At 71.9% G+C, this 24,892-nt stretch carries 19 protein-coding genes, 1 tRNA gene and 1 pseudogene; 19 read left to right on the forward strand and 2 right to left on the reverse strand.

Going from position 1 to position 24,892, the window contains the following annotated elements; genetic code table 11:
• Positions 1 to 125: 125 nt before the first annotated feature.
• From obgE to ASD16_RS03985, 17 genes and pseudogenes are all read left to right on the forward strand, one after another.
• Positions 126 to 1,649: a GTPase ObgE gene (gene obgE / locus ASD16_RS03915; RefSeq protein ID WP_055913075.1), complete on the forward strand. Its 1,524-nt coding sequence runs from the start codon at positions 126 to 128 to the stop codon at positions 1,647 to 1,649.
• A 49-nt stretch (positions 1,650 to 1,698) separates the two neighbouring features.
• Positions 1,699 to 2,847 (forward strand): glutamate 5-kinase, encoded by a 1,149-nt coding sequence (gene proB / locus ASD16_RS03920; RefSeq protein WP_055913078.1) that lies wholly within the window; start codon positions 1,699 to 1,701, stop codon positions 2,845 to 2,847.
• Between the two features lie 204 nt (positions 2,848 to 3,051).
• Positions 3,052 to 3,870, forward strand: a complete 819-nt coding sequence (locus tag ASD16_RS03925; RefSeq protein WP_082570574.1) for an NADPH-dependent oxidoreductase — start codon at positions 3,052 to 3,054, stop codon at positions 3,868 to 3,870.
• A gap of 91 nt (positions 3,871 to 3,961) precedes the next feature.
• A pseudogene (locus ASD16_RS22335) lies at positions 3,962 to 4,180 on the forward strand (aldo/keto reductase); the annotation flags it as partial.
• Between the two features lie 85 nt (positions 4,181 to 4,265).
• A complete protein-coding gene (locus tag ASD16_RS03930; protein ID WP_255356330.1) occupies positions 4,266 to 4,868 on the forward strand; it encodes an aldo/keto reductase in 603 nt (200 codons plus the stop codon).
• Between the two features lie 27 nt (positions 4,869 to 4,895).
• The gene (locus ASD16_RS03935; protein ID WP_055913081.1) at positions 4,896 to 5,309 is read left to right on the forward strand and encodes a rhodanese-like domain-containing protein; all 414 of its coding nucleotides are present in this window, start codon (positions 4,896 to 4,898) and stop codon (positions 5,307 to 5,309) included.
• The gene (locus ASD16_RS21340) at positions 5,306 to 6,352 is read left to right on the forward strand and encodes a GNAT family N-acetyltransferase (protein WP_082570575.1); all 1,047 of its coding nucleotides are present in this window, start codon (positions 5,306 to 5,308) and stop codon (positions 6,350 to 6,352) included. Before ASD16_RS03935 ends, ASD16_RS21340 begins: the two co-directional genes overlap by 4 nt.
• Positions 6,353 to 6,395: 43 nt before the next feature.
• A complete protein-coding gene (locus ASD16_RS03945) occupies positions 6,396 to 7,703 on the forward strand; it encodes a glutamate-5-semialdehyde dehydrogenase (protein WP_055913084.1) in 1,308 nt (435 codons plus the stop codon).
• 56 nt (positions 7,704 to 7,759) lie between these two features.
• Entirely contained in the window at positions 7,760 to 7,912 is a 153-nt protein-coding gene (locus ASD16_RS22005) for a hypothetical protein (RefSeq protein WP_200940513.1), read from the forward strand.
• Positions 7,913 to 7,938: 26 nt separating this feature from the next.
• Positions 7,939 to 8,544 carry a nicotinate-nucleotide adenylyltransferase gene (nadD, locus tag ASD16_RS03950; protein WP_082570576.1) on the forward strand — a complete coding sequence of 202 codons (606 nt, stop codon included), beginning with the start codon at positions 7,939 to 7,941 and terminating at the stop codon, positions 8,542 to 8,544.
• A 638-nt stretch (positions 8,545 to 9,182) separates the two neighbouring features.
• Positions 9,183 to 9,878, forward strand: coding sequence for a hypothetical protein (locus ASD16_RS03955; RefSeq protein ID WP_055913090.1), 696 nt, complete (start codon positions 9,183 to 9,185; stop codon positions 9,876 to 9,878).
• 29 nt (positions 9,879 to 9,907) lie between these two features.
• Positions 9,908 to 10,297 carry a ribosome silencing factor gene (gene rsfS, locus ASD16_RS03960; protein ID WP_055913093.1) on the forward strand — a complete coding sequence of 130 codons (390 nt, stop codon included), beginning with the start codon at positions 9,908 to 9,910 and terminating at the stop codon, positions 10,295 to 10,297.
• Complete coding sequence (locus ASD16_RS03965; RefSeq protein ID WP_055913096.1) at positions 10,294 to 10,992, forward strand: histidine phosphatase family protein; 699 nt, start codon at positions 10,294 to 10,296, stop codon at positions 10,990 to 10,992. Before rsfS ends, ASD16_RS03965 begins: the two co-directional genes overlap by 4 nt.
• A gap of 71 nt (positions 10,993 to 11,063) precedes the next feature.
• Positions 11,064 to 11,139: transfer RNA gene (locus ASD16_RS03970), tRNA-Ala, on the forward strand.
• A 271-nt stretch (positions 11,140 to 11,410) separates the two neighbouring features.
• On the forward strand, positions 11,411 to 14,866 hold a 3,456-nt coding region (locus tag ASD16_RS03975), incomplete at its 3' end, for a S8 family serine peptidase (RefSeq protein WP_235523096.1).
• A 360-nt stretch (positions 14,867 to 15,226) separates the two neighbouring features.
• Positions 15,227 to 15,745, forward strand: a complete 519-nt coding sequence (locus ASD16_RS03980; RefSeq protein ID WP_157453781.1) for a hypothetical protein — start codon at positions 15,227 to 15,229, stop codon at positions 15,743 to 15,745.
• A 243-nt stretch (positions 15,746 to 15,988) separates the two neighbouring features.
• Positions 15,989 to 16,315, forward strand: a complete 327-nt coding sequence (locus tag ASD16_RS03985; RefSeq protein ID WP_055913106.1) for an STAS domain-containing protein — start codon at positions 15,989 to 15,991, stop codon at positions 16,313 to 16,315.
• A gap of 90 nt (positions 16,316 to 16,405) precedes the next feature.
• On the opposite strand, the gene ASD16_RS03990 is transcribed toward ASD16_RS03985, so the two are convergent.
• Positions 16,406 to 17,242, reverse strand: coding sequence for an alpha/beta hydrolase (locus tag ASD16_RS03990; protein ID WP_162250275.1), 837 nt, complete (start codon positions 17,240 to 17,242; stop codon positions 16,406 to 16,408).
• 452 nt (positions 17,243 to 17,694) lie between these two features.
• Here ASD16_RS03990 and ASD16_RS03995 point away from each other — a divergent pair, with 452 nt between their 5' ends.
• Positions 17,695 to 20,769, forward strand: a complete 3,075-nt coding sequence (locus tag ASD16_RS03995) for a S8 family serine peptidase (protein WP_055913112.1) — start codon at positions 17,695 to 17,697, stop codon at positions 20,767 to 20,769.
• 1,992 nt (positions 20,770 to 22,761) lie between these two features.
• The gene (locus tag ASD16_RS04015) at positions 22,762 to 23,769 is read left to right on the forward strand and encodes a substrate-binding domain-containing protein (RefSeq protein ID WP_055913124.1); all 1,008 of its coding nucleotides are present in this window, start codon (positions 22,762 to 22,764) and stop codon (positions 23,767 to 23,769) included.
• A 100-nt stretch (positions 23,770 to 23,869) separates the two neighbouring features.
• Here ASD16_RS04015 and ASD16_RS04020 read toward each other — a convergent pair whose 3' ends face one another.
• Entirely contained in the window at positions 23,870 to 24,880 is a 1,011-nt protein-coding gene (locus tag ASD16_RS04020) for a Gfo/Idh/MocA family protein (RefSeq protein WP_055913127.1), read from the reverse strand.
• Between the last annotated feature and the right edge of the window lie 12 nt (positions 24,881 to 24,892).

The raw sequence follows: 24,892 nt of genomic DNA on the forward strand, positions 1-24,892 counted from the left end.
TCTGAGTTCTTCATGACGATGCGGCATCGGTCCGCGTCGGGTCATTCGTGGAAGGGGCGCACCGGTGCGGTGCGCCCCTTCTGCGTGTGAGTATCGAGAAGTAGCAATGCAAGGGAGGTTCAGCCGTGGTGACATTCGTCGACCGGGTCGTGCTGCATGCGACCGGCGGTGACGGTGGGCACGGTTGTGCGTCCATCCACCGGGAGAAGTTCAAGCCGCTCGCGGGCCCCGACGGGGGCAACGGCGGCAACGGTGGCTCGGTGATCATCGCGGTCGACCCGCAGGTCACCACGTTGCTCGACTACCACCACTCGCCTCACCGGCACGCCCCGTCGGGGACGCAGGGCATGGGTGACCACCGCTCCGGCTCCACCGGCGCCGACCTGGTGCTCGGTGTCCCGGACGGCACCGTCGTGAAGGCTCCCGACGGCACCGTGCTCGCCGACCTCGTCGGCGTGGGCGCCGAGTACGTGGCGGCCGCCGGCGGCCGCGGTGGGCTCGGCAACGCCGCGCTCGCCTCCCAGCGACGCAAGGCTCCCGGCTTCGCGCTGCTCGGCGAGCCCGGTACCGAGCAGGACATCGTCCTCGAGCTCAAGACGATCGCCGACGTCGCGCTCGTCGGCTACCCGAGCGCCGGCAAGTCCAGCCTCGTGGCCGCGATCTCCGCGGCACGGCCGAAGATCGCCGACTACCCCTTCACGACGCTGGTCCCCAACCTCGGCGTGGTGCAGGCGGGCGGCGCGCGGTACACCGTCGCCGACGTCCCCGGTCTCATCCCGGGCGCGTCCGAGGGGCGCGGCCTGGGCCTGGAGTTCCTGCGGCACATCGAGCGCTGCGCGGTCATCGTGCACGTGCTCGACTGCGCGACCCTCGAGCCCGACCGCGACCCGCTCTCCGACCTCGAGGACATCGAGGTCGAGCTGCGGACCTACGCCGGAGACCTCTCCATCGAGGGCGGGCGGGTGCCGCTCCTGGAGCGCCCGCAGATCGTCGTGCTCAACAAGATCGACGTCCCCGAGGCGCGCGAGCTGGCCGAGCTGGTCAAGCCCGACCTCGAGGCCCGTGGGTTCCGCGTGTTCGAGATCTCGACCGCCAGCCACGAGGGCCTGCGCCCGCTGACGTTCGCGCTCGGAGAGATCGTCGACAAGGCCCGTCGCGACGCGCCGGCACCGGAGAACACCCGCGTCGTGCTGCGCCCGAAGGCCGTGGACGACGCCGGGTTCACCGTGACGCGTCGCGAGGTCGAGGGCCAGGGCGTGTACTTCTGGGTGCGGGGCGAGAAGCCCGAGCGCTGGGTGCGCCAGACCGACTTCTCCAACGACGAGGCCGTCGGCTACCTGGCCGACCGGCTGGCGCGGCTGGGGGTCGAGGAGAAGCTGTTCGCCGCGGGTGCCGTCGCCGGTGACGAGGTGCGCATCGGCCCGGAGCACAACGCGGTGGTGTTCGACTGGGAGCCGACGCTCATGACCGGGTCCGAGTTCCTCGGTGGTCCGCGCGGCGTCGACCTGCGGCTGGAGGACCACTCGCGCCCGACGCGTGGCGAGAAGCGCCAGGAGTACAAGGAGCGCATGGACGCCAAGACGGAGGCGCGCGAGGAGCTGTGGACCGAGCGCGAGGCCGGCGTCTGGACCGACGCGGCGGAGAGCTGATCGTCCGGTCCCCGGATATGCGCGTGACCTTCGGCGCGTGCGCGGCAGAATGCGGGACGTGACCGTCGACGCCCTGCAGGACCGCCAGCAGCTGGTCTCGGCGTCCCGGGTGGTCGTCAAGATCGGCTCGTCGTCGCTGACCGGGCCGGACGGCCGGCTCGCTCCGGAGCGGCTGAACGCGCTGGTCGACGTCCTGGCCGCGCGTCGCGCTGCCGGCGGGCAGGTCGTGCTGGTGTCCTCCGGTGCTATCGCCGCGGGCCTCGGTCCGCTCGGTCTGGCCGCCCGGCCGCGGGACCTGGCGACGCAGCAGGCCGCCGCCTCCGTCGGGCAGGGGCTGCTCGTCGCGCACTACACGGCGGCGTTCGCCCGGTACGGGCTGCAGGTCGGGCAGGTGCTGCTGACCGCCGACGACACCGTCCGGCGCGTGCACTACCGCAACGCGCACCGGGCGCTGACGCGGCTGCTCGACCTCGGGATCGTCCCCGTCATCAACGAGAACGACGCGGTGGCCACCGACGAGATCCGGTTCGGCGACAACGACCGCCTGGCCGCCCTGGTCTCGCACCTGGTGCACGCGGACGCGTTGCTGCTGCTCAGCGACGTCGACTCGCTCTACACCGGCCCGCCGTCGCGCGACGGGTCCCGCCGGATCGCGTCGGTCGTCCACGCGCAGGACCTCGAGGGCATCGACGTCGCCTCGCGGGGGAGTGCCGTCGGGACTGGCGGGATGGTGACCAAGCTCGAGTCGGTCGCGATCGCGACGCAGTCCGGGGTCCCGGTCGTCCTGACCTCCGCAGCGCAGGCGGCGCAGGCGCTGGCGGGGCAGGACGTCGGCACCTGGTTCACCGCCACCGGCCGCCGTACGTCGATCCGTCGGCTGTGGCTCGCGCACGCCGCCAACACGCGCGGACGGCTGGTGCTCGACGCCGGTGCGGTCCGCGCGGTCCTCGAGCGGGGGACCTCGCTGCTGCCCGCCGGGGTCACCGGCGTCGAGGGCACGTTCGAGGCGGGTGACCCCGTCGAGCTCGTCGGTCCCGACGGCCATCTCGTCGCGCGGGGGCTGGTCTCCTACGACGCCGAGGAGGTCCCGCCGCTGCTGGGCCGCTCGACCTCCGAGCTGCGCGCCTCCCTGGGCCCGGGTTACGACCGCGAGCTGGTCCACCGCGACGACCTGGTCCTGGTCCGCAAGCGTCGCTGACGCACCAGGCTCCACGCAGCGCGACCGCGGTATCCCGCGATGTGAGAAGGCCGTCCCGATCGTTGACATCGCCCCCGGCGCAGCCGACCCTCCTGCGCAGGTCAGGAGCTCCGCCGTACGGCTCGGCAGGCGGGGCTGCACTCCGAGCGTGACCCGGCCCGCCACGCGGCCGACCTTCGTCCGACTCCGTCAGGGGAACCCGTCATGTCCGTCGATCTCCTCCCGTCCCCAGTCGCTGCCCGCTACGGAGGCGCTGCGCCGGACACCATCGCGACGAGCGACGTGATCGAGCTCCAGCTCGCCCACCGCTCGGTCCGTCGGTACCTGCCCGACGAGGTGACCCCGGCTGAGCTCGCTGCCGTCGTCGCCGCCGCGCAGTCCGCCGCGACCAGCTCGAACCTCCAGCTGTGGAGCGTCGTGGCGGTGCGCGACGACGACCGCCGCGCAGCCTTGTCGGCACTGTCCGGCGACCAGGCCCACATCACGCAGGCGCCCCTGCTGCTCGTCTGGCTCGTCGACCTCGGACGCGCCCACGCCATCGCCGCCGCGCACGAGGCGCCGACCGAGGGGGCGGACTTCCTGGAGTCGGCGGTGGTCGGGTTCGTCGACGCGGCACTCGCCGCGCAGAACGCGGTGCTCGCCGCGGAGTCGCTCGGGCTCGGCACGGTGTACATCGGGGCGCTGCGCAACCGTCCCGCGGAGGTCGCCGAGCTGCTGCACCTGCCGAAGCACGTCTTCGCGGCCTTCGGCCTGGTGGTCGGCCGCCCGGACCCCAGCGAGAACGCCCGCGTCAAGCCGCGCCTGCCGCAGTCGGCGGTCCTGCACCACGAGACGTACGACGACGCCGAGCACGCCGGCGCGGTGGCCGCCTACGAGGGCCGGATCGGTGACTTCTACGCCGAGGAGGGACTGTCCCACTCGTGGGTCGAGCGGGTGCTCGCCCGGCTGTCCGGTCCGGCGGCCCTCAACGGTCGCGACGAGCTGCGCTCGGCGCTCCAGGCGCAGGGGTTCGAGCTGCGATGACCACGAGCACCGTCGGCCTCTGCCTCAGCAAGGAGCTCCCGTGACCCGCGCGCTCGGACCGCTCACCGTCTCGCCGGTCGGGCTCGGCGGCATGTCGCTGACCGGCGCCTACGGCACCGCCGACCGCGCTGAGTCCGTGGCCACCGTGCAGCGCGCGCTCGAGCTGGGCGTCACGTTCTTCGACACCGCCGACGTGTACGCGGACGGCGAGAACGAGCGGCTGCTCGGACCGCTCCTGGCTCCGCACCGGGACCAGGTCGTGCTGGCCACGAAGGTCGGGCTCGGCGTCCAGGGTCGGGAGGTCGACGGGCGGCCGGAGCACGTGCGCCGGGCCATCGACGCGAGCCTGGCGCGGCTGGGCTGGGACCACGTCGAACCTGTACTACCTGCACCGCGTGGACCCGCAGGTGCCCATCGAGGAGACCGTCGGCGCGCTCGCGGAGGTGGTGGCCGCGGGCAAGGCCCGGTACATCGGCCTGTCCGAGGCGTCGGCCGCGACGATCCGGCGGGCCCACACGGTGCACCCGCTCGCGGCAGTGCAGAGCGAGTACTCGCTGTTCCACCGCGGGGTCGAGGACGAGGTCCTGCCGACGCTGCGCGAGCTCGGCATCGGCTTCGTCCCGTTCTCGCCGCTCGGCCGGGGCATCCTCAGCGGCGCCGTGACGTCGACCGCGTTCGACCCCGGTGACACCCGTGCCCGGCACGAGCGCTATCAGGGCGACGCTTTCGCCGCCAACGTCCGGCTCGCGGAGCGCCTGCGCACCCTCGCCGACGCCCGCGGGGTGCCGGCCGCGCGGCTCGCCCTGGCGTGGGTGCTGGCCCAGGGTGACGACGTCGTCCCGATCCCCGGCACGCGGCATGCGGCACACCTGGCATCCAACGTCGAGGCTGCCGACGTCGTCCTCGACGCCGCCGACCTGGCCGCCATCACCGACGCCGTGCCGGCCGACGCGGTCGTCGGGGTGCGGCACCCCCAGCCGCACCTGCTCGACGGCTGACCCGACCCCCGTCCGAAGGAGACCACCATGACCGACACCACGTCCCGCCCCGGCGCCCCCGCGGAGCACCTGAGCCTCGAGGAGGCCGCTGCGCTGGCCCCCGTGGTCAGCGCCGCCGAGGCCGCCGAGCGCGTGGCCGGCGGCGCCTTCCTCGTCGACGTGCGCAGCGAGGCAGGCCGGTCGCGCACGGGCTCGATCCCGGGCGCCACCGTCGGCGACCGCTACGCCATCGACGAGGAGTTCGACCTCACCGCGGCCACGCGGCACACGCCCGTCGTGTCCCTGGACACCCCCATCGTGGTCGTGTGCGGCTCGGTCCGTGGGTCCGGCCCGGTAGCCGCAGAGCTGCGCGCGAAGGGGTTCACCAACGTGGTGCACGTCGAGGGGGGCTTCCCGGCGTGGAAGGAGGCCGGGCTGCCCACGGAGGCACCCGTCGGATGAGCACACCCTCCACCGCCTTGCCCGACGAGCTGTCCGCGCTGACGGTGCGGACGGCACGCGACGACGAGCTCGACGCGGTCGCGGCGCTGACCGAGCGCGGCTTCGGTGCCGGTCCCTACGGTCCGACCACCGACCCGGAGCGCCTGCGCCTGCTGCGCGACGCGGCCGGGCGTGCGGCGGCCGGCGACCTGCTCGTCGCCGCCGAGGGCGACCGCCTGCTCGGCACCCTCAGCCTCCTGCGCCCCGGCACGGGCTACACGCGCCAGGCGCGGTACGACGAGGCCGAGGTGCGGCTGCTCACCACCGACCCGGAAGCCCGCGGGCGCGGCGTCGGTGCGCTCCTCGTCGCCGAGTCGATCACCCGTGCGCGGGCCTGGGGCGTGCAGGCGGTCGTGCTGGACACCGGACCGCGCAACGTCGCGTCCCAGCGGCTGTACCACCGGCTCGGGTTCGAGCGCGTGGTCGAGCGCGAGACCGTCGTCGTCGCCCGAGGGGTCGGCCGTCTGGCCGTGTTCCGGTACGACCTCGCGCGGACCGGCCTGCGGGTCCGGCTCGCCGCACCGCACGAGTACGACCGCGTCGCGCGGTTGTCCGTCGACGCCTACGGGCACGACTACGACCTGCCCGACGACTACCGCGCGTCGCTCGCCGACGTCGCCTCCCGGGCGCGCGAGCACGAGGTCTGGGTGGCCGAGGACCTGGCGACCGGCGACCTGCTCGGGACGGTCGCGACACCGCGCGCCGGCGGCCACATCTCCGAGCTGGGGCGCGACGGCGAGCTGGACTTCCGTCTGCTGGCCGTCGACCCTGCCGCCCGGCGGCGGGGGATCGGGGTGCTGCTCACCGAGCACGTCATCACCCTGGCGCGACAGCGAGGGCTCGATCGCGTCGTCATGAACTCGGGGCCGACCATGCTCGGTGCGCACGCGCTCTACCAGCGGCTCGGCTTCGTCCGGCTGACGGAGCGCGAGACGCGCGTCGTGCACGGCGGCACGTTGTTCGCGTTCGGCCTCGACACCGCGCCGTCCTCCGTGGCCGGTTGAGACGGCCCGTCGTCGTCCCCAGCCCCGGGACTACCCTGGTCGGATGACGACGTCGCTCGACGAGCCGGTACAGACGACAGCCGTGACGGACGTGACCGCGCAGGTCCGCGCGGTCGCGGAGCGGGCCAAGGTCGCCTCCCGGCAGCTCGCCACCGCCACCCGTGCCACCAAGGACGCGGCCCTGCGTGCGATGGCGGACGCGCTCGTCGAGGCCACCCCCGAGATCGTCGCGGCCAACCTGGTGGACCTGGAGCGCGGCCGGGCGAACGGCACGTCCGCGGGCCTGCTCGACCGGCTCGCGCTGAACCCCGAGCGGATCGTCGCCATCGCCGACGCCCTGCGCGAGCTCGCCGCGCTGCCGGACCCGGTGGGGGAGGTCGTGCGCGGCCAGACCCTGCCGAACGGTCTGCGGATGCGCCAGGTGCGGGTGCCGATGGGCGTGGTCGGCATGATCTACGAGGCGCGGCCGAACGTGACCGTCGACGCCGCGGGTCTGGCGCTCAAGAGCGGGAACGCGGTGATCCTGCGGGGCGGCTCGGCGGCGGCGGCGAGCAACGAGGTCATCGTCGGGGTCCTCTCGCAGGCCCTCGTCGCGCAGCGGCTGCCCGGGGCGCTCGTCCAGTCCATCGACGCGTGGGGCCGCGAGGGTGCCGTGGCGCTCATGCACGCCCGGGGCCTGGTGGACGTCCTCGTCCCGCGCGGCGGGGCGGACCTCATCCAGACGGTCGTGCGCGAGTCGACGGTGCCCGTCGTCGAGACGGGCGTCGGCAACGTGCACGTCTACGTGGACGAGACCGCCGACCTCGCCGTCGCCATCCCGATCCTCCTGAACTCCAAGACGCAGCGCGTCGGCGTCTGCAACGCCGCCGAGACCCTGCTGGTCCACACGGCGGTCGCCGACGAGTTCCTGCCGGTCGCCCTGGCGATGCTCGCCGACGCCGGCGTGACGATCCACGGCGACGAGGCGACCCTCGCGCTGGCCCCGGACGAGGTCGCCTGCGTGCCGGCGACCGACGAGGACTGGGCGACCGAGTACCTGTCGCTCGACCTCGCCGTCCGGGTCGTGGACTCGCTCGACGAGGCCCTCGAGCACATCCGGGAGTGGAGCTCGGGGCACACCGAGGCGATCATCACGCGGGACCTCGCGGCGTCCGAACGGTTCGTGGCCGAGGTGGACTCCGCGGCGGTCATGGTCAACGCGTCGACCCGGTTCACGGACGGGGGGCAGCTGGGCCTGGGGGCCGAGATCGGGATCTCCACGCAGAAGCTGCACGCGCGGGGGCCGATGGGCCTCGGGGAGCTCACCACCACCAAGTGGATCGTGCACGGGGACGGGCACGTCCGACCCTGATCGCACACCTGGTCGTGCGACACTGATGGCCTCTCGCCCCACCTTGGAGGATTGACGTGCATGCTGCCCTGATCGCCGCTGCTGAGGCCGCCGAGCACACCAACGAGCTGCCGTTCCCGCCCGTCGTGTTCGGCGTCGGCGCGTTCGTCGGTCTCGTCGCCATGTTGCTCATCACGTTCGCCTTCCGGAGCGTCGGGACGCGCCACTGACCGACGGACCGGAAGGCACCGAACCGATGACCGAGCGGCCGCGGCGAACGCGCCTAGGCGTGATGGGCGGCACGTTCGACCCCGTCCACCACGGTCACCTGGTCGCCGCGAGCGAGGTCGCCGCACGGTTCGGCCTCGACGAGGTCGTGTTCGTCCCGACGGGCCAGCCGACGTTCAAGCTGGACCAGGACGTCACCGCCGCCGAGCACCGCTACCTGATGACGGTCATCGCGACCGCCTCGAACCCGCGGTTCACGGTGAGCCGCGTGGACGTGGACCGCTCGGGTGTGACGTTCACCGTGGATACCCTGCGCGACCTCAAGACTGCCCGTCCCGACGCCGAACTCTTCTTCATCACGGGTGCGGACGCCATCGCACAGATCTTGACGTGGAAGGATGCCGACGAGCTCTTCTCGATGGCGCAGTTCGTGGCGGTCACCCGCCCCGGGCACGCACTGTCGGTCGACGGGCTCCCCGGAGATCGTGTGCACGTCCTGGAGGTCCCCGCCCTGGCGATCTCCTCGACAGATGTCCGTGCACGTGAACGCGCCGGGCAGCCAGTCTGGTATCTCGTCCCCGACGGGGTCGTCCAGTACATCGCCAAGCACAGGTTGTATCGAGGTCAGTCATGAGTGAACCGGGAGAGCGGCGCCGTCGTCGCGAGCTCCATCGCAACCCCGAGACGGGTGACGTCCAGGGCGTCGCACCCGACCCCGGTCCTGCGGCCGCGCCGGTGACTCCCGCGCCCGTCCGGCCGGACGTCCCGGTCTCTCGTCGTGCCATGCGTGGACCGAGCGGCGCCGAGGACACCCCGCCGCGCGGCACCGCCGCCGATGCCAGCCGGTCCCGCCGGTCCATCCGCGACACGTCGCTCGACCCGACCAGCTCACGTCCGGCCCCGGCCGGCTCCGGTACCCCCGCCTGGTCGACGCAGCCGCCCGCCACCCCGGCGCCCACCCGTCCGGCCGCCCCGCCGGCCGCTCCCGCTCCGCAGCCGCGGCCTGCGCAGCAAGGGCCGTCCAGCGCATCTCCGGCGATCTCGCGCCCCCCGTCGGCCGCACGCCCCGCAGCACCGACGCCCCCCGCGACGTCCCGACCCGCAGCCCCTGGACCGACCGGTCCCGCGACCTCCCGCCCAGTGCCCCCCGCGAGCGCGCCGGCGCAGTGGGGTCAGCGCAGCGCAGAGCCGACCGGTCCAGCTGCTCCCGCCGCGCCGGCTGCCGGGTGGTCGCCCTCGAGCCAGCCGCAGGGCGCCACCCCCGCTCCTCCTGTGCGTCGCGAGAGCCCGAGCTGGACCGGCGCCGGTGCCGGTGCGACGGCCGGGACCGTCGGGTCGTGGGGCACGCAGCCGTCCGCGCCGCAGGCTCCCGCGCCGCAGGCCCCTGCACCGCGGGCCCCGGCGCCGCAGCAGGCGCCGTGGCAGCAGCAGCAGCCCACTGCGGCACCGACCCCTGTGGCGCAGCCCGCCCCGTGGCAGTCGACGCCGTCGGCCGCCCGGGCGCCCGCAGCGCCGGCGACGAGCCGGCCCGCCGCCCAGCCGACGGGGCAGCCGGGCTGGTCCCCGGCACAGTCCCCGGCCGCTCCCGCGCCCGACGCCGCACCCGCACCCGCCGCGTGGGCCCCGACCGGACTCTCGTCCGCGGGCACCGTGCCCGCGCCGCGCGCCGGAGGGGAGCCGGCCGCACCGGCGTTCGCCGCCGCAGCGGCTCCTCGTCCGGACCGTGTCGGGTTCGGTGCGCACGACGAGCACGACGACGACGATTACGACGACGACGACGACTTCGACGAGCGCCCCCGCCACCCGTACACGTGGCTGCACCTGATCGTGCTGGCCCTCGTCGCCTTCGTGCTCGGCTTCCTCATCGTCCTGCTGCTGAGCAAGAACTCGGGGGACGACCCCGGCTCCACGGCTGCGGCGCCGGCCGCCGTCCACGTCGTGACCGGCCTGCCGGCCGGGTCCGTCTGACCCCGCATCACCCCGAACCAAGGAGACCTGTGGCTGCGACCGAACGAGCGATCGAGCTGGCCGTGGCGGCCGCTCGTGCCGCCTCCGACATCAAGGCCGAGGAGATCATCGCTCTCGACGTCAGCGAGCAGCTCGTGCTCACCGACGTCTTCCTCATCGCCTCCGGCACCAACGAGCGGCAGGTCGGCGCCATCGTCGACGCCGTCGAGGAGGCCCTGTTCAAGCTCGGCGCCAAGCCCATCCGCCGCGAAGGCAAGGCCGCCGGTCGCTGGGTCCTCGTGGACTTCGGCGACGTCGTCGTGCACGTCCAGCACGCCGAGGACCGGGTGTACTACGCCCTCGAGCGGCTGTGGAAGGACTGCCCTCTGATCGAGCTCCCCGCTGACGCGCGGGGGACCGACGAGGGCGCCGACGCGTGACGGCGGGGCGTCTGCTCCTGGTCCGGCACGGCCGGACCGCATACAACTCCGAGGCGCGCCTCCAGGGCCAGGTGGACATCCCGCTGGACGCGGTCGGCCGCTGGCAGGCCCGTACCGCGGCCGCCCGGCTGCTGACCCGGCACGAGCCGACGGCGATCGTCGTGTCCGACCTCAGCCGCGCGCACGAGACGGCCAGCTTCCTGGCACGTGCCGCCGGCCTCGACCTCGCGGTCGACGCCCGGCTGCGCGAGCGGGCGTTCGGCCTGTGGGAGGGCCTGACGGGCGACGACCTGCGCCGCGACTGGGCCGACGAGTTCGCCGTCTGGCGGGCCGGCGGCCAGCCCGAGGGTGTCGGCGCGGAGACCCGCGCCGAGGTCGCCCAGCGCGTGCGGGAGGGCATCCTCGAGCACGCCGCGGCGCTCGGTCCCGACGACACCCTGGTCGTCGTCTCGCACGGCTCCGCCATCAGCTGCGCCGTCGGTGACCTGCTCGGCATGCCGACCGACTGGCACGGCTTCGCCGGCATGCTCAACGCCCACTGGACCGAGCTCGTGGCCACCCGCGGCGACTTCTCGCCGTCCTGGCGGATGGTCGGGTACAACCTCGGGCCCACCGACGCGTCGACAGACTGGAACGCCGGACCGGACACCACCCGCGACTCCGACGCCGACTCCGAGACCCGGGACCCCGATTAGCGTTTCGGCCCGCGTTCGATCTAGACTCTCCGAGCGCCTACGGGCGTATGTGGTTCCCTTCGGGGGACCGCGGGGCTGTGGCGCAGCTGGTAGCGCACCTGCATGGCATGCAGGGGGTCAGGGGTTCGAATCCCCTCAGCTCCACCAGAACAGCAGGTCAGAGGCCGTTTCTCCACTCGGAGAGGCGGCCTCGCTGCTGTGGGTGTGGGCGTGATCCGTTCGACTTCCTCGACGGAGTCCTACGAATGGATCCGTTACGAGTTGGTAACACTGTTGGACCGTCGTCCGAATTGGACCCTTCGCCCGCAGGCTCCCGGCTGCTCCATCGTTACTCTGGTCGGGCTTGTCGGCTGCACGGTGCAGGGTTCCGGCTCGATCTGTGGGAGCCGACGTGCTGCGCCGAGTACACACCCTGCGCTTGGCCGCTCCCGTCAGCCTCGCGCTGCTCATGGCAGTCAGCGCTCCCGCAGTCGCCGCGCCGACCGCGTCCCGCACCCCGATGGCCCCGATCATCTCCGGATCCGACGAGACGCCCGACGTCCTGAAGACGCCGTTCAGTGCGGACGAGAGGCTGACTCCCACCGCGAGCCCGCCCCTTTCCGACCTGACGTTCCCGACCTCCGACGACTCCAGCACGTACGCGTCGGACCACGTGCTGGTGCGGTTCGCTAGCCAGACGACCCCGAGCCAGAAGCGGTCGTCGCTGTCGGCGCTCGGCTCGCCCGTCGGGGAAGCGGTCGACGGCACGGGCTGGGTCCGGGTCGCGGTGGCGGACCAGGATCCTCTCGCGGCCGCGGCACTTCTCGACGCCGACCCCCGCGTCGCCGAGGTGGCCGTGGACCACGTCCGGCACGCCGCTGCGCTGCCGGACGACCCGGGAATGGGCTGGGCCCCGTACTTCGACCTGCTGCGTCTCCCGCGCGCCTGGGATGCGGGCACCGGCGCCGGAGCCGTCGTCGCGGTCCTGGACACGGGCGTCGCCGGAGCTCTGCCAGACCTTGCCGGGTCGACTCTCCTGGGAACCTCGTTCGTCGGTGGTGACCCGGGGAAGGACGTGAACGGCCACGGCACGCTGGTTGCTGGCGTGGTTGCGGCTCGTGGGAACAATGGCGTCGGCTCGGTCGGTGCCGCCTTCGGCGCGAAGATCCTCCCCGTCAAGGTCCTCGACGACAGCGGTGCCGGGACGGACTCGACGATCGCCTCGGGGATCGCGTGGGCCGCGACGCACGGAGCCGACGTCATCAACGTGTCGCTCGGCGGGCGCGAGCCTGCCCCCATCCTGCTCACCGCTATTCAGAACGCCGTCGCTGCCGGCGCGGTCGTCGTCGCGGCCGCGGGCAACGACGGCACCGACGCGCCGTTCTATCCCGCCGCCTACGCCCCTGACGTCGACGGGCTGATGGCAGTGTCGGCGACGGACGGCTACGGCGCGCTCGCCGGCTTCAGCGGCTGGGGGGACTGGGTCTCCCTGGCAGCGCCCGGCAAGCAGGTGGTCGGCCCGGCCCTCGACGGCAGCTACGGCTACGGCAACGGCACGTCGTTCGCCGCACCGTTCGTCAGCGGCGTCGCGGCGCTCGTCGCGGCCCGCGCGCCCGCCCTCACGCCGGCGCAGATCGAGAAGCGGCTCGTCTCGACGGCGGTGGACGCCGGCCCACGGGGGAGCGACCCCTACTACGGAGCCGGGGTCCTTGACGCCGCTGCTGCCCTCACCAAGGGCGACGCCGTCCCGGCCGCGGCCGGGGTTCCGCTGGACCGCGCCCCCGGCGACCTCGCACCGAGTGACGACACCCCGGCCACGGCACGGCCCCTCGCCGGGTCGATCGACTCCGGATCGACGGGGACGGGGACGTTGTCACCCGAGGGGGACGTCGACTGGTTCGCCGCGGACGCGCCGACGTCGGGCTGGTACCTCGTCACGGTCACGCCGCTCGATGCCGGGGACGCTGCATCCGGCCCGACACTGGACCTTGCGTTCGAGGTGCGGGATGGCGCCGGACACGTCCTTCGTCGTACCAACGAGGCGGGAGCCAACGCCCAGGAGCAGCTCTGGGCGCCCATGAAGGAGCCGGGCGGGATCTTCGTCGGAGTCCGCAATGCCAACGGTTCAGCCCCGAGTCTCCAGCGCTACGAGATTCGAGTCGTGCTCTACGGCGCGCCGCGGCCGTTCACGGCGTCCCGTCAGTTGACGGCTCCCGACTTCTCCCGGCCAGAAACCGGCGCAGTCGCGACGGGGGATGTGACCGGGGACGGGCGTCCCGACGCTGTGACCATCGAGTACGGTGGCGCGATCTTCCTGGGTCGAGGCACAGGCAGCGGGTCGTTCGAGCCCTTGACGATGGTTCCGAACGCGGGGGCGAAGCCATCCGAGGGCGCGGCCATGGCCGACCTGGACGGCGACGGACTGCTCGAGGTTGTGGTCGGGACTGCCACTGGTGTGTCCCTCTTTCGTCAGGGTGCCCGGACCCTCGAGCTCTCTGCGGAGGTCCCGAACGACGTCGACGGCATCCTGGTCCGCACCGCAAGGCTTCGCGCGACCGACTGGGACGCTGACGGTGACCTGGACATCCTGCTCAGCTCACGCGAACCGAACGTCGTGGCTCTCTTGCTGAACGATGGCTCTGGCCACTTCGACCGCGGTCCGACGACCCCCGTCGACGAGGTGACCTTCGACGTCGGCGATGTCACTGGTGATGACCGGCCCGACGTCGTCACCGTGCGCTCGATCTTCCCGCAGTCCCCTGACGGGACTTTCGGAGCCCCCAGTGTCCTCGACATCGTGGCTGCGGGGGTGTGGACGCGGGCGTCATTCGTCGCCGTCGGCGACGTCACCGGCGACGGTCGCGCCGACGTCGTCCGTTCGGGCTTCAGCATCAACGCACAGGTCAATGCGCAGCTCGAGACCGGCGGCCCCGGTCCGGCGGTCCACTACCACTACTCGCTCGGAGTCCCGGCGATCGCCGACATCGACGGTGACGGGCGAAACGACATCGCGGCCGGGGCAGCTTCTCGCGGACAGATGGTGCTCGTCAGACAGCAGGCTGACGGAACCCTCGGCGACATCGAAGAGTCGTATACACCGACGTTCGGCAACTACCCGGTCGACGGGATCTCACTCACCGACCTCGACGCCGATGGCGGGCTCGACGCCGTGATGTCGAACTCGGGCTTCATAGCCATGCGCCAGAACCGTCTGGATCTGGTACCGCCCGAGCTCGGCTGGGTGCGGGAGTCCTGGCCCGCGCCGAACAGCAGCGGGGTGGGAGTTCGCCCGACCGCGCGGGTCACGCTCGACCGCACCATCGACCCACTGTCACTGACGAACCAGTCCGTCCAGCTGCTCGACCCTGCCGGGAATCCGGTCACCCCGGCGCCCACGGTTGCCTGGGACGGCGCCACCAAGACCATCTCGCTGACGCCGACAGCCGACCTCAACCAGGGCAGCCACTACACGGTCGTCGTCGCAGGGATCACCGACACCACGAACGACCCGCTGCCGCACACGATCCGCGTCCCGTTCACGGTGGCGGCGAACGGGTCGCGGTTCACCCCGATCGATCCGGTGCGCATCTTCGACAGCCGGGACTACGGCTGGCCGATCGAGTCCGGTGAGCAGCTGATCCTGGACCTGTCCGGTCTGGCGCAGGCGGGTGGCACGGCGGTGGTGCTGAACGTGACCGCCACCGGGGTGGCCCAGCCGGGCAACGTGCGGGTCTACCCGACCCCGGCGGACGGGGTGCCGCCGGTGGTGTCGAACCTGAACGTGATGCCGGGGGTGGACCAGCCGAACCTGGTCACCGTGGCGTTGGGCCAGGACGGCACGATCAGCCTGCTGCCGGAGGCGACCTCGACGCACCTGATCGTGGACGTCTCGGGGNGACCAGCCGAACCTGGTCACCGTGGCGTTGGGCCAGGACGGCACGATCAGCCTGCTGCCGGAGGCGACCTCGACGCACCTGATCGTGGACGTCTCGGGCTACTACGCGGACGGGGGTGCGGCCGCGTTCGAGCCGCTGGCCCCGGTCCGGGTGATGGACCTGCGCGACGGGACCGGGGGTGTCCCGGCCGGTCGGCTGGTCAAGGGTGAGCATGTGGACCTGCAGGTCACCGGGCGTAACGGGGTTCCTGCGGATGCGGTGGCGGTGGTGCTGAACGTGACGGGCACCCAGACCGATGCCCCGACCCAGTGCGGGTCTACCCGACCCCGGGCGGCGCGGAGGACCAGGGGGGTCCGGACGTGTCGAACCTGAACCTGCGGGCCGGGCGTGACCAGCCGAACCTGGTCACGGTGAAGGTCGGGGACGGGGGCCGGGTCCGGTTCGACGCCCCCGTGGCGGCGACGTACCTGCTGGCGGACCTGGCCGGGTACTACACCGCGACCGGGGACAACGGGTTCGTCGCGCTGACCCCGGCCCGGATCGCGGACACCCGCTACGCCCAGGGGTTCAGCGGGATCCTGCGTGCGGGTCAGCCGCAGGTCCTGCAGGTCACCGGGGTGGCCGGGGTGCCCTCGGACGCGACCGCGGCGGTGCTGAACGTGACCGGGTCCCAGCCGCGCAACGTGACCCACATCCGGGTGTTCCCGACCACGGTCCCGGCGACCCTGCCCGACGTGTCCAGCCTGAACCTGGTCCCCGGCCGCGACGAGGCCAACCTGTCCATCACCCGCATCGGTGCCGGCGGGAAGATGTCGTTCTACACCCACACCGCCGACACCCACCTCATCGTCGACGTCTCCGGCTACTTCCGGAAATGAGCTCCGACCCGCATCGGTGCCGGCGGGAAGATGTCGTTCTACACCCACACCGCCGACACCCACCTCATCGTCGACGTCTCCGGCTACTTCCGGAAATGAGCTCCGACGGGCCGACGAACCGGGGTCAGGGACGCATGCGGCCGATCACCCCCGAAGGGGTGTACTCGAACCTCGCACCGAGCGCTTAGGGTCCTGCGTCAGAGAACGTCGTCGTTGGATCCAGCACGAGAGGCAGCACGCGAGATGGACGGCGTAGCGCAGGTGTGGGGCCCCGAGGACCGTGTCGGGACCGTGCGGGTCCTCGCCACCGCGGAGGCTGTCGAGATCACCTTGACCGGCGAGGTCGACGCCGAGCTCGGCGAAGAGCTGGACGCAGCGGCGCGTGTGGTGCACGAGTACGGCTTACCGGTCCGGATGGACGCCACCGACGTGACGTTCATGGACTCCACCGGTGTGCGACTCATCGCTCGCTGCTACGCCAACGGTCCCGTGACCGTGACCGCCTCACCCACGGTCCGGTTCCTGCTCGAGATCCTGGCGATGGACGACGTGCTCGCCGCCCCGCAGTAGCCGGATCACGACGCGCCATCCCCGCGCCCGCAGACGTCGATCTCGTCCATGGGCGGTGCCCGGAGTCGTCATCGACCACTGCCGGCCGAGCTACGCCGTGCAACGTCGGATGAAGTGCGCGACGCGGTCGAGGGCTGCGGAACCGTCCTCGGTGTCCGCTTCGAACTGGTACTCGTGCTCGAGCGCCGGCACGTGATCGGCGGGAGGGAAGAGTGTCTCGACGTCGACACCGTGGCCGGCCAACGTCTCGGCCAGATGGACCGACTGTGGACGCAGGGGGTCGGCATTGCCGACGGTGACGAAGACGGGTGGGAACGCGGCGCCGACGTGCCGCGCGACGGACATCGTCGACAGGAAGTGCTCGTCGCGCTCGAAGTGGCGGTTCCCGCTGTAGGCCCAACCGCAGGCACGCAACACGTCGCGCAGCGGCGAGTCGGGTGACAGGTGTGCAAGGTCGAACACGCCGCAGCACAGGACGACCCCGCGTATCTGGGCAGGTTCGACGCTCGGCCGGATGCCGACGAGGGTGGCGTAGGACGGCACGGTGGCGATGGTGGTGACGTGTGCGCTGATCTGTGCACCCGCCGAGTCGCCCGCCAGCACGAGTCGGGACGGGTCCACGTGCAGGCGCGGCGCGTGCTCCTGCACGTGGTGCAGCGCGGTCATGATCTGCCGGGCCGGCGTCGGGTACCGGGCGTCGGGCGCGCGCGTGTAGCGCGGTGCCACGACGGTGAGGCCACGCGCCGCGAGCAGCCGGAACCAGCCGCGCAGCTCGTCCTTCGTGCCACCGACGAACGCCCCGCCGTGCGTCCACAGCACGGTCGGAAGCTGCCCGCTGACACCCGCGGGGGTGAAGACGTCGAGCACCTCGTCGGGAGCCGGCCCGTACCGCTCGTCGAGAACGGCCCCGACGTCGGTCGGGGCCATCGCTTCCAGTCGTGCTGTGCGTTCGACGACGCCTGCAGCGAACTGTCGCCGCACCAGCAGTGCGACCGGTCGCGGGCTGAACCACAGCGATGTGCGCACCATCGCACGCAGCGCGCGAGCTGTCGGGCCATGGGGTGCGGACGCCGGGGTCACGATGCCGTCCGGGTCACGCGGCATGGTCGGGCGCACATGGTTCGCAGACTAGGGGGCTCGCGCCTCGCGGTGGTGCGTCCCGCGGTGACCTGGGGATCTGGACGAACGGAGCGCAGCGGCCCACCAGGTCACGAGCTGGGCCGGCGCCCGCTGAGAAGGTCACACTTGGGAAACAATCTTGGACAATCGTCCAGGTTGTTCCCTTTCATGCTCCGAGCACCTGTTTCGGAACCGTTACGGTACCCGCGACGGTCGGCTGCAGGGGTTGCAGGGTCCCGACGCGATGCCTGGAGCCGACTTTGCTGCGCCGACGCCACACCCCGCGGTTCGCCGCGCCCCTCGCCCTCGCGCTGCTGGTCGCGCTGGGCACCTCGGCGCAGGCAGCGCCGGACCCCTCGGTCTCGGACCCGTCGCCGGACGTGCACCTGACGCCGTTCAGCGCGCACCCGGAGCGCACGCCTCGCACGGCACCGCCGCTGCCCGAGCTGGAGTCCCCGAGCGCACCCGAGGGCACCGGGTACGCCCCGGACCATGTGCTGGTCCGCTTCGCTGCGAAGGCGACGCCGGGCCAGCAGCGCTCGTCGCTGTCCGCGCTCGGCGCCGAGGTCGAGGACACCGTGGACGGCACCAGCTGGGTGCAGGTCGACGTGGGCGACCAGGACCCCGCGGCTGTGGTCGCAGAGCTGGATACCGACCCGCAGGTCGCAGACGTTCAGCTGGACCACGTGCGGAAGGCGTTCAGCGTCCCTGGCGACCCCTGGATCACCAGGTCGCCCTACTTCGACCTGATGCGCCTGCCGCGGGCCTGGGACGCGAGCACCGGCGCCGGCACCGTCGTGGCGATCCTCGACACCGGCGTCTACCGGGCCCACGACGAGCTCTCGGGATCGGTCCTGACCGGTACGGATCTGGTCGCGGGCGACTCGGATCCCGAGGACGCCAACGGGCACGGCACGCTGGTGGCTGGTGTCGTCGCCGCGCACGCCAACAACGGTCAGGGTGTGGCGGGTGCGGCGTACGACGCGACGATCCTGCCGGTCAAGGTGCTCGGCAACGACGGATCGGGCACGGACTCGACCATCGCCGCTGGGATCGCGTGGGCGGCCACGCACGGCGCCGACGTCATAAACCTCTCCCTCGGCGGGTCGGACCCCGCACCGGTGCTGCTGACCGCCATCCAGAACGCCGTCGCGGCGGGCGTTGTCGTCGTGGCCGCGGCCGGCAACGAGGGTACGTCCGCCCCGATGTACCCGGCGGCCTACGCGCCGCAGGTCGACGGCCTACTCGCGGTCGGCGCGACCGACGACTACGGCTCGCTCACGGACTTCAGCAGCTGGGGTGACTGGGTCAGCCTCGCGGCGCCGGGCTACAGCATCATCGGCCCGGCGCTTGCCTATCCGACCGCGTACACCAACGGCAGCGGCACGTCGTTGGCCGCGCCGCTCGTCAGCGGCACGGCCGCGCTCGTGCTCGCGCACGCCACGTCAGCCCTGACGCCATCCGCGGTGGAGCAGCGCCTGGTCTCCACGGCGTTGGACGCCGGGCCGCGCGGCGTGGACCCGTACTACGGGCACGGCGTGCTCGACGCGGCGGCCGCGGTCACCGCGGGCGACGCGTCCCCGGCTGCCCCGGCCGTGCCGCTGGACCGCGCTCCCGCGGACCCCGGCCCGTCCGACGACACCCGGGCGACCGCCCAGGTGCTTCCGTGCTGCACCGAGGTCACGGGCACCATCAGCCCCGAGGGCGACGTCGACTGGTACCAGTTCACCGCCTCCACCACCGGCTGGTACACCGTGCAGGTCGAGGCCGACCCGATGACTAAGGACCTCGACCTGGCGGTCGAGGTCCGTAACGACGCAGGCGATATCGTGGCGTCCGCGCCCTTCTCGGATCACCTCAACCCCAAGCTGTTGGTGCCGGTGACCACGGCCGGACGGTTCTACGTCCAGGTACACAACACCAACGGCTCGGCCTCCACGCAGCGGTACACGGTCACCGCGGCGGTGGCTACGGGCGCGCACCAGTTCACGTTGTCTCACCAGAAGTCTTCCAACACCTCCCCTTCGTCTTTGGACCCGATCGCTGTCGGTGATGTCACGGGCGACGGCCGAAGCGACACGGTTTCCGTCGAGGGCACGTACAACGCGTTGCAGGTCTACGCCGGCAAAGCGGACGGGACGCTCTCAGCTCCCTTCTCTGTTCCGGTTCCGGGCTGGGGCCTCCAGGGTCAGGGCGTCGAGACCGTGGACGTCGACGGAGATGGAGACCTCGATGTCGTCGCTGGCACAGCGACCGGCTTCCTCTCGTTCATACAAGCCGGGGGCACCCTGACCGCCGGCCGCGAGATCACATTCCCCCTGCCGCGACGGGTGGTGGCCTCCGACCTGGACAACGACGGCGACCAGGACCTCCTTCTTGGCGGGCTTGGCGATGTCACCGCAGCGTGGAACGACGGAACCGGCACGTTCACACTCGGTCCCGCGGTCGCGGCGGACTTCTACTTCACCGTCGGCGATGTCACGCGGGACGGCCGGCCGGACCTCGTTGACAGCGCCGGCGTGCGCCCGCAGAACCAGGATGGCTCGTTCGGTTCGCCCATCTACCTTCCGAGAGCTGAGGGCTCCAAGGCCCCCGCCGTGGCCGATGTGACGGGTGATGGGTCCGCCGAAGTGATCCGCACAGGCGCGATCAACGCCGGGTACGTGCAGGTGGACTCCCTTCAGGCGGACCTGACCTGGGCCACGTCGAAGAGGTACCCCGCTAACGAGTTTCCCGAGTACGTCGCAACAGGAGATGTGGACGGCGACGGCACCACCGACGTAGTGGTGACGAACACGGGGTCGGACGTCATCACCATCCTGCTTCAAGAAAGTGACGGAACGCTGGCCGTTCCGCTGACGGTGCCAGCCGTGTTCGACCGATCCTCGTTCAGGATTGACGGGCTGGGGCTCACCGATGTTGACGGTGATGGTCTGCAGGACGTGGTGCTATCCGAAGGCGGGGTATATGCGCTCCACCAAGGCAACCTGACCGATCCGCATCTGGGTCATGGGTGGTTGAGGAACGTGTCGCCGGCGCCGCACACTGCGGGGGTGGCGGTGCGCCCTACCGTGACCGTCACTCTCGAGCGGGCGTTGAAGGCCGGAGCGGTCACGTCGCAGACGGTCAAGCTGATCGACGGGGCGACGGGGCAGCCGGTGGCGGCGACGCCGACGTACACCTCGGCGACGAAGACGATCAGTCTGACCCCGAACGCGAACCTGTCCCGACGGGGCGACGGGGCAGCCGGTGGCGGCGACGCCGACGTACACCTCGGCGACGAAGACGATCAGTCTGACCCCGAACGCGAACCTGTCCGCGGGTGGTCACTATGAGGTGATCGTGTCGGGTCTGGTGGACTCGGGCGACGCGGTGCAGGACGAGCCGATCCGCACGTTCTTCACGGTCGCTGCCAACGGGTCGCGGTTCACCCCGATCGATCCGGTGCGCATCTTCGACAGCCGGGACTACGGCTGGCCGATCGAGTCCGGTGAGCAGCTGATCCTGGACCTGCGCATCTTCGACAGCCGGGACTACGGCTGGCCGATCGAGTCCGGTGAGCAGCTGATCCTGGACCTGTCCGGTCTGGCGCAGGCGGGTGGCACGGCGGTGGTGCTGAACGTGACCGCCACCGGGGTGGCCCAGCCGGGCAACGTGCGGGTCTACCCGACCCCGGCCGATGGGGTCCCGCCGGTGGTGTCGAACCTGAACGTGATGCCCGGGGTGGACCAGCCGAACCTGGTCACCGTGGCGTTGGGCCAGGACGGCACGATCAGCTTGTTGCCGGAGGCGACCTCGACGCACCTGATCGTGGACGTCTCGGGGTACTACGCGGACGGGGGTGCGGCCGCGTTCGAGCCGTTGGCGCCGGTGCGGGTGATGGACCTGCGCGACGGCACCGGCGGTGTCCCGCAGGGCCGACTGGTCAAGGGCCAGCATGTGGACCTGCAGGTCACCGGGCGTAACGGGGTTCCTGCGGATGCGGTGGCGGTGGTGCTGAACGTGACGGGCACCCAGACCGATGCCCCGACCCNAGCATGTGGACCTGCAGGTCACCGGGCGTAACGGGGTTCCTGCGGATGCGGTGGCGGTGGTGCTGAACGTGACGGGCACCCAGACCGATGCCCCGACCCATGTGCGGGTCTACCCGACCCCGGGCGGCGCGGAGGACCAGGGGGGTCCGGACGTGTCGAACCTGAACCTGCGGGCCGGGCGTGACCAGCCGAACCTGGTGACCGTGAAGGTCGGGGACGGGGGCCGGGTCCGGTTCGACGCCCCCGTGGCGGCGACGTACCTGCTGGCCGACCTGGCCGGGTACTACACCGCGACCGGGGACANGTGAAGGTCGGGGACGGGGGCCGGGTCCGGTTCGACGCCCCCGTGGCGGCGACGTACCTGCTGGCCGACCTGGCCGGGTACTACACCGCGACCGGGGACAACGGGTTCGTCGCGCTGACCCCGGCCCGGATCGCGGACACCCGCTACGCCCAGGGGTTCACCGGGATCCTGCGCGCGGGTCAGCCGCAGGTCCTGCAGGTCACCGGGGTGGCCGGGGTGCCCTCGGACGCGACCGCGGCGGTGCTGAACGTGACCGGGTCCCAGCCGCGCAANCGTCGCGCTGACCCCGGCCCGGATCGCGGACACCCGCTACGCCCAGGGGTTCACCGGGATCCTGCGCGCGGGTCAGCCGCAGGTCCTGCAGGTCACCGGGGTGGCCGGGGTGCCCTCGGACGCGACCGCGGCGGTGCTGAACGTGACCGGGTCCCAGCCGCGCAACGTGACCCACATCCGGGTGTTCCCGACCACGGTCCCGGCGACCCTGCCCGACGTGTCCAGCCTGAACCTGGTCCCCGGCCGCGACGAGGCCAACCTGTCCATCACCCGCATCGGTGCCGGCGGGAAGATGTCGTTCTACACCCACACCGCCGACACCCACCTCATCGTCGACGTCTCCGGCTACTTCCGGAAATGAGCTCCGGACGGGGGGCCAGGGGACATGGGTCGGGTCCCCTCAGCTCCGCGGAAACGCGCTGGTCCGAGGCCACGCCGGGATCCTGAAGCCAGGAGCCTGACGTGGCCATCGGCCATCTACCGGCCAGGTGTCGGTCTCGGCTCGAGCTCGCACGAGGCTGTCTCGAGCCTCCTGGCGCGCACCAGATTCGTTTAACTCGCCCAGCGGTGGACATCTGCCCGCTGAAACCTCACCCGTGGCGGCGATCCACGGTGTAGAACTCTCCTGCCGACAGACGATGTTAGCGCTCACATTGTGGTGACCGCCGGGGTCCCACGCACCTCGCGCTCGACGCCGAGCGCGCTCAGGAGGAGACATGGCAATCAGCAAGCGGATCTCAGGAGCGGTCGGTGTCCTCGCTGCGGGAGCGCTCACCCTCGGTCTGGCCGGCTGCGCCGGTGGGAGCGAGGGGGTCAGCAGCGGCGTGCCGACCGGGGACGGACTCACGACGGTGGGCTTCGTGGCGGTCGGTCCTGAAGGTGGCTGGCGCAACGCGAACGAGCAGGCGGTCAAGGACACGTTCAACAACCTGACGGGCTTCGAGCTCAAGTACGCTCCTGCGGCAAGCCCGAGCGACCAGCAGTCACAGCTGGAAGCGTTCGCGACGTTCGTGAACGAGAAGGTGGACGTCATCCTCCTCACCGCTACGGAGGCGTCGGGCTGGGAGAACTCGCTCAAGCTCGCGAAGGACGCCGAGATCCCGGTCATCCTGCTCGACCGCGGTGTCGACGCGGGCGAGGACCTGTACGTCACGCGCATCGCGCCCGACAACTACAGCGTCGCGTACTCGGTGGGCTCCTGGGCCGTCGACACCTTCCCCGAGGGCGCGAAGTACTTCGTGCTCGAAGGTGTCCCCGGCCTGTCCGTCGTCACTGAGCGCAACGAAGGCTTCGAGGCTCTCGTCAGCACCGTGCCGGGCTTCACCAAGGTCGGTGCGCAGACAGCCAACTGGAGCACGGACGAGGGCAGGTCCGTCATCGAAGGGGTCCTCGCGGCCAACGACAACGACCTCCAGCTCATCTTCGCCCAGAACGACGAGATGGGCCTCGGCGCGGCCCAGGCCGTCACCGCGGCGGGTCTGGTCCCCGGCACCGATGTGAAGATCGCGACGATCGACGGCACGACCGGGGCGCTCGCGGCTCTGGCTGCCGGTCAGCTGAGCTTCGTCGCGCAGTACAACCCCTTCTTCGGCGACATCGTCTACGACGTGGTGACCAAGGCGATCGACGGCGACGTCATCCAGTCCATCATCACCGTCGAGAGCGACACCTTCGACTCACCCGAGGCGGGCCAGGCCGCGCTCGACGCCGGTCTCGGGTTCTGAGGCCGGCACCCGCACCGACCGCCTTGCGAACGGGAGCCACCTCCCTCGGTGGCTCCCGTTCGGCCGGCTCACAGGGGCGCGGACGAGGGGCGGGCGCCGCTCAGACGGCCACGCGTCGGCCCGTCTCGAACGATGCGATGCACCCCATCGCCAGCTCGAGGGCCCGCCGGCCCGCGCGAGCGTGGATGGGTGGCTCGCCGCCCGACCGCAGGGCGGGCAGCAGGGCACTGACGTGCCGGTCGAACGTGCGCTGGAACTCGCGCGCCTCGTCGTTGAAGTAGCCGGCCTGCCACACCTGGCTCGTCTCGTCGCCCGCGGCGGAGATCGTCAGTCGACGAACCGTGTCCTCGACCAGCAGGCGTCCGGCCCGCCCGTTGATCTCCAGCTGCTGGGTCAGGGGATAGGCGTAGGACGAGTCGTAGGTGCCGACGAGGCTGCCGACGCCCCCGTTGGCGAGCTCGAGCGCGATGGCGACGGTCGTGTACGGGCCGCTGCCGGCCCGCGCCATCTGCGCCATCACGGAGACGATCGGTCCGCAGAGGTGCTCGATCGTGTCGAAGGCGTGGCACTGCGTCTCGATCAGCTGGGCGTGCGGGTGCGTTCCGATGTTGGCCTCGCCGCCGAACCGCCAGCTCGTGAAGACGATGTCGCCGACGGCGCCGGACTCGATCGCGGCCCGGGCGCGCAGCATCGGTTCGGCGTAGCGGTGGTTGAAGTTGATGGCCAGGAACAGGTCCCTCTCGGCCGCCTCGCGCAGGAGCTGGTCCGCCTCCCCGAGGTCGAACACGAGCGGCTTCTCGACGAGGAGCGGAACTCCCGCCCGGATCAGCTGGAGCGTCGGGGCGAAGTGGTGCTCGTTCGGCAGTGCCACGGTGACGAGGTCCGGCTGGACGGCGTCGAGCATGGCGGCGATGTCGGTGAAGCCGGCCGTGCCCGCCTCCGCCGCCTGCCGGCGCGTCCGGTCCTCGTCCCTGCCGACGATCGCGACGACGGTCGTGTCGAGCCGCTCGGAGAAGACCCGGACGTGCTGCCTGCCCCAACCGCCGGGGCCGACGACGGCGACGCGCAAGGGCGAGCCGCTCGCGTCGACATCGGCGCCGGTCTGCGTCATGACGTTCCCCGT

It is taken from the genome of Cellulomonas sp. Root485 (assembly GCF_001426705.1).
GTDB lineage: Bacteria > Actinomycetota > Actinomycetes > Actinomycetales > Cellulomonadaceae > Cellulomonas.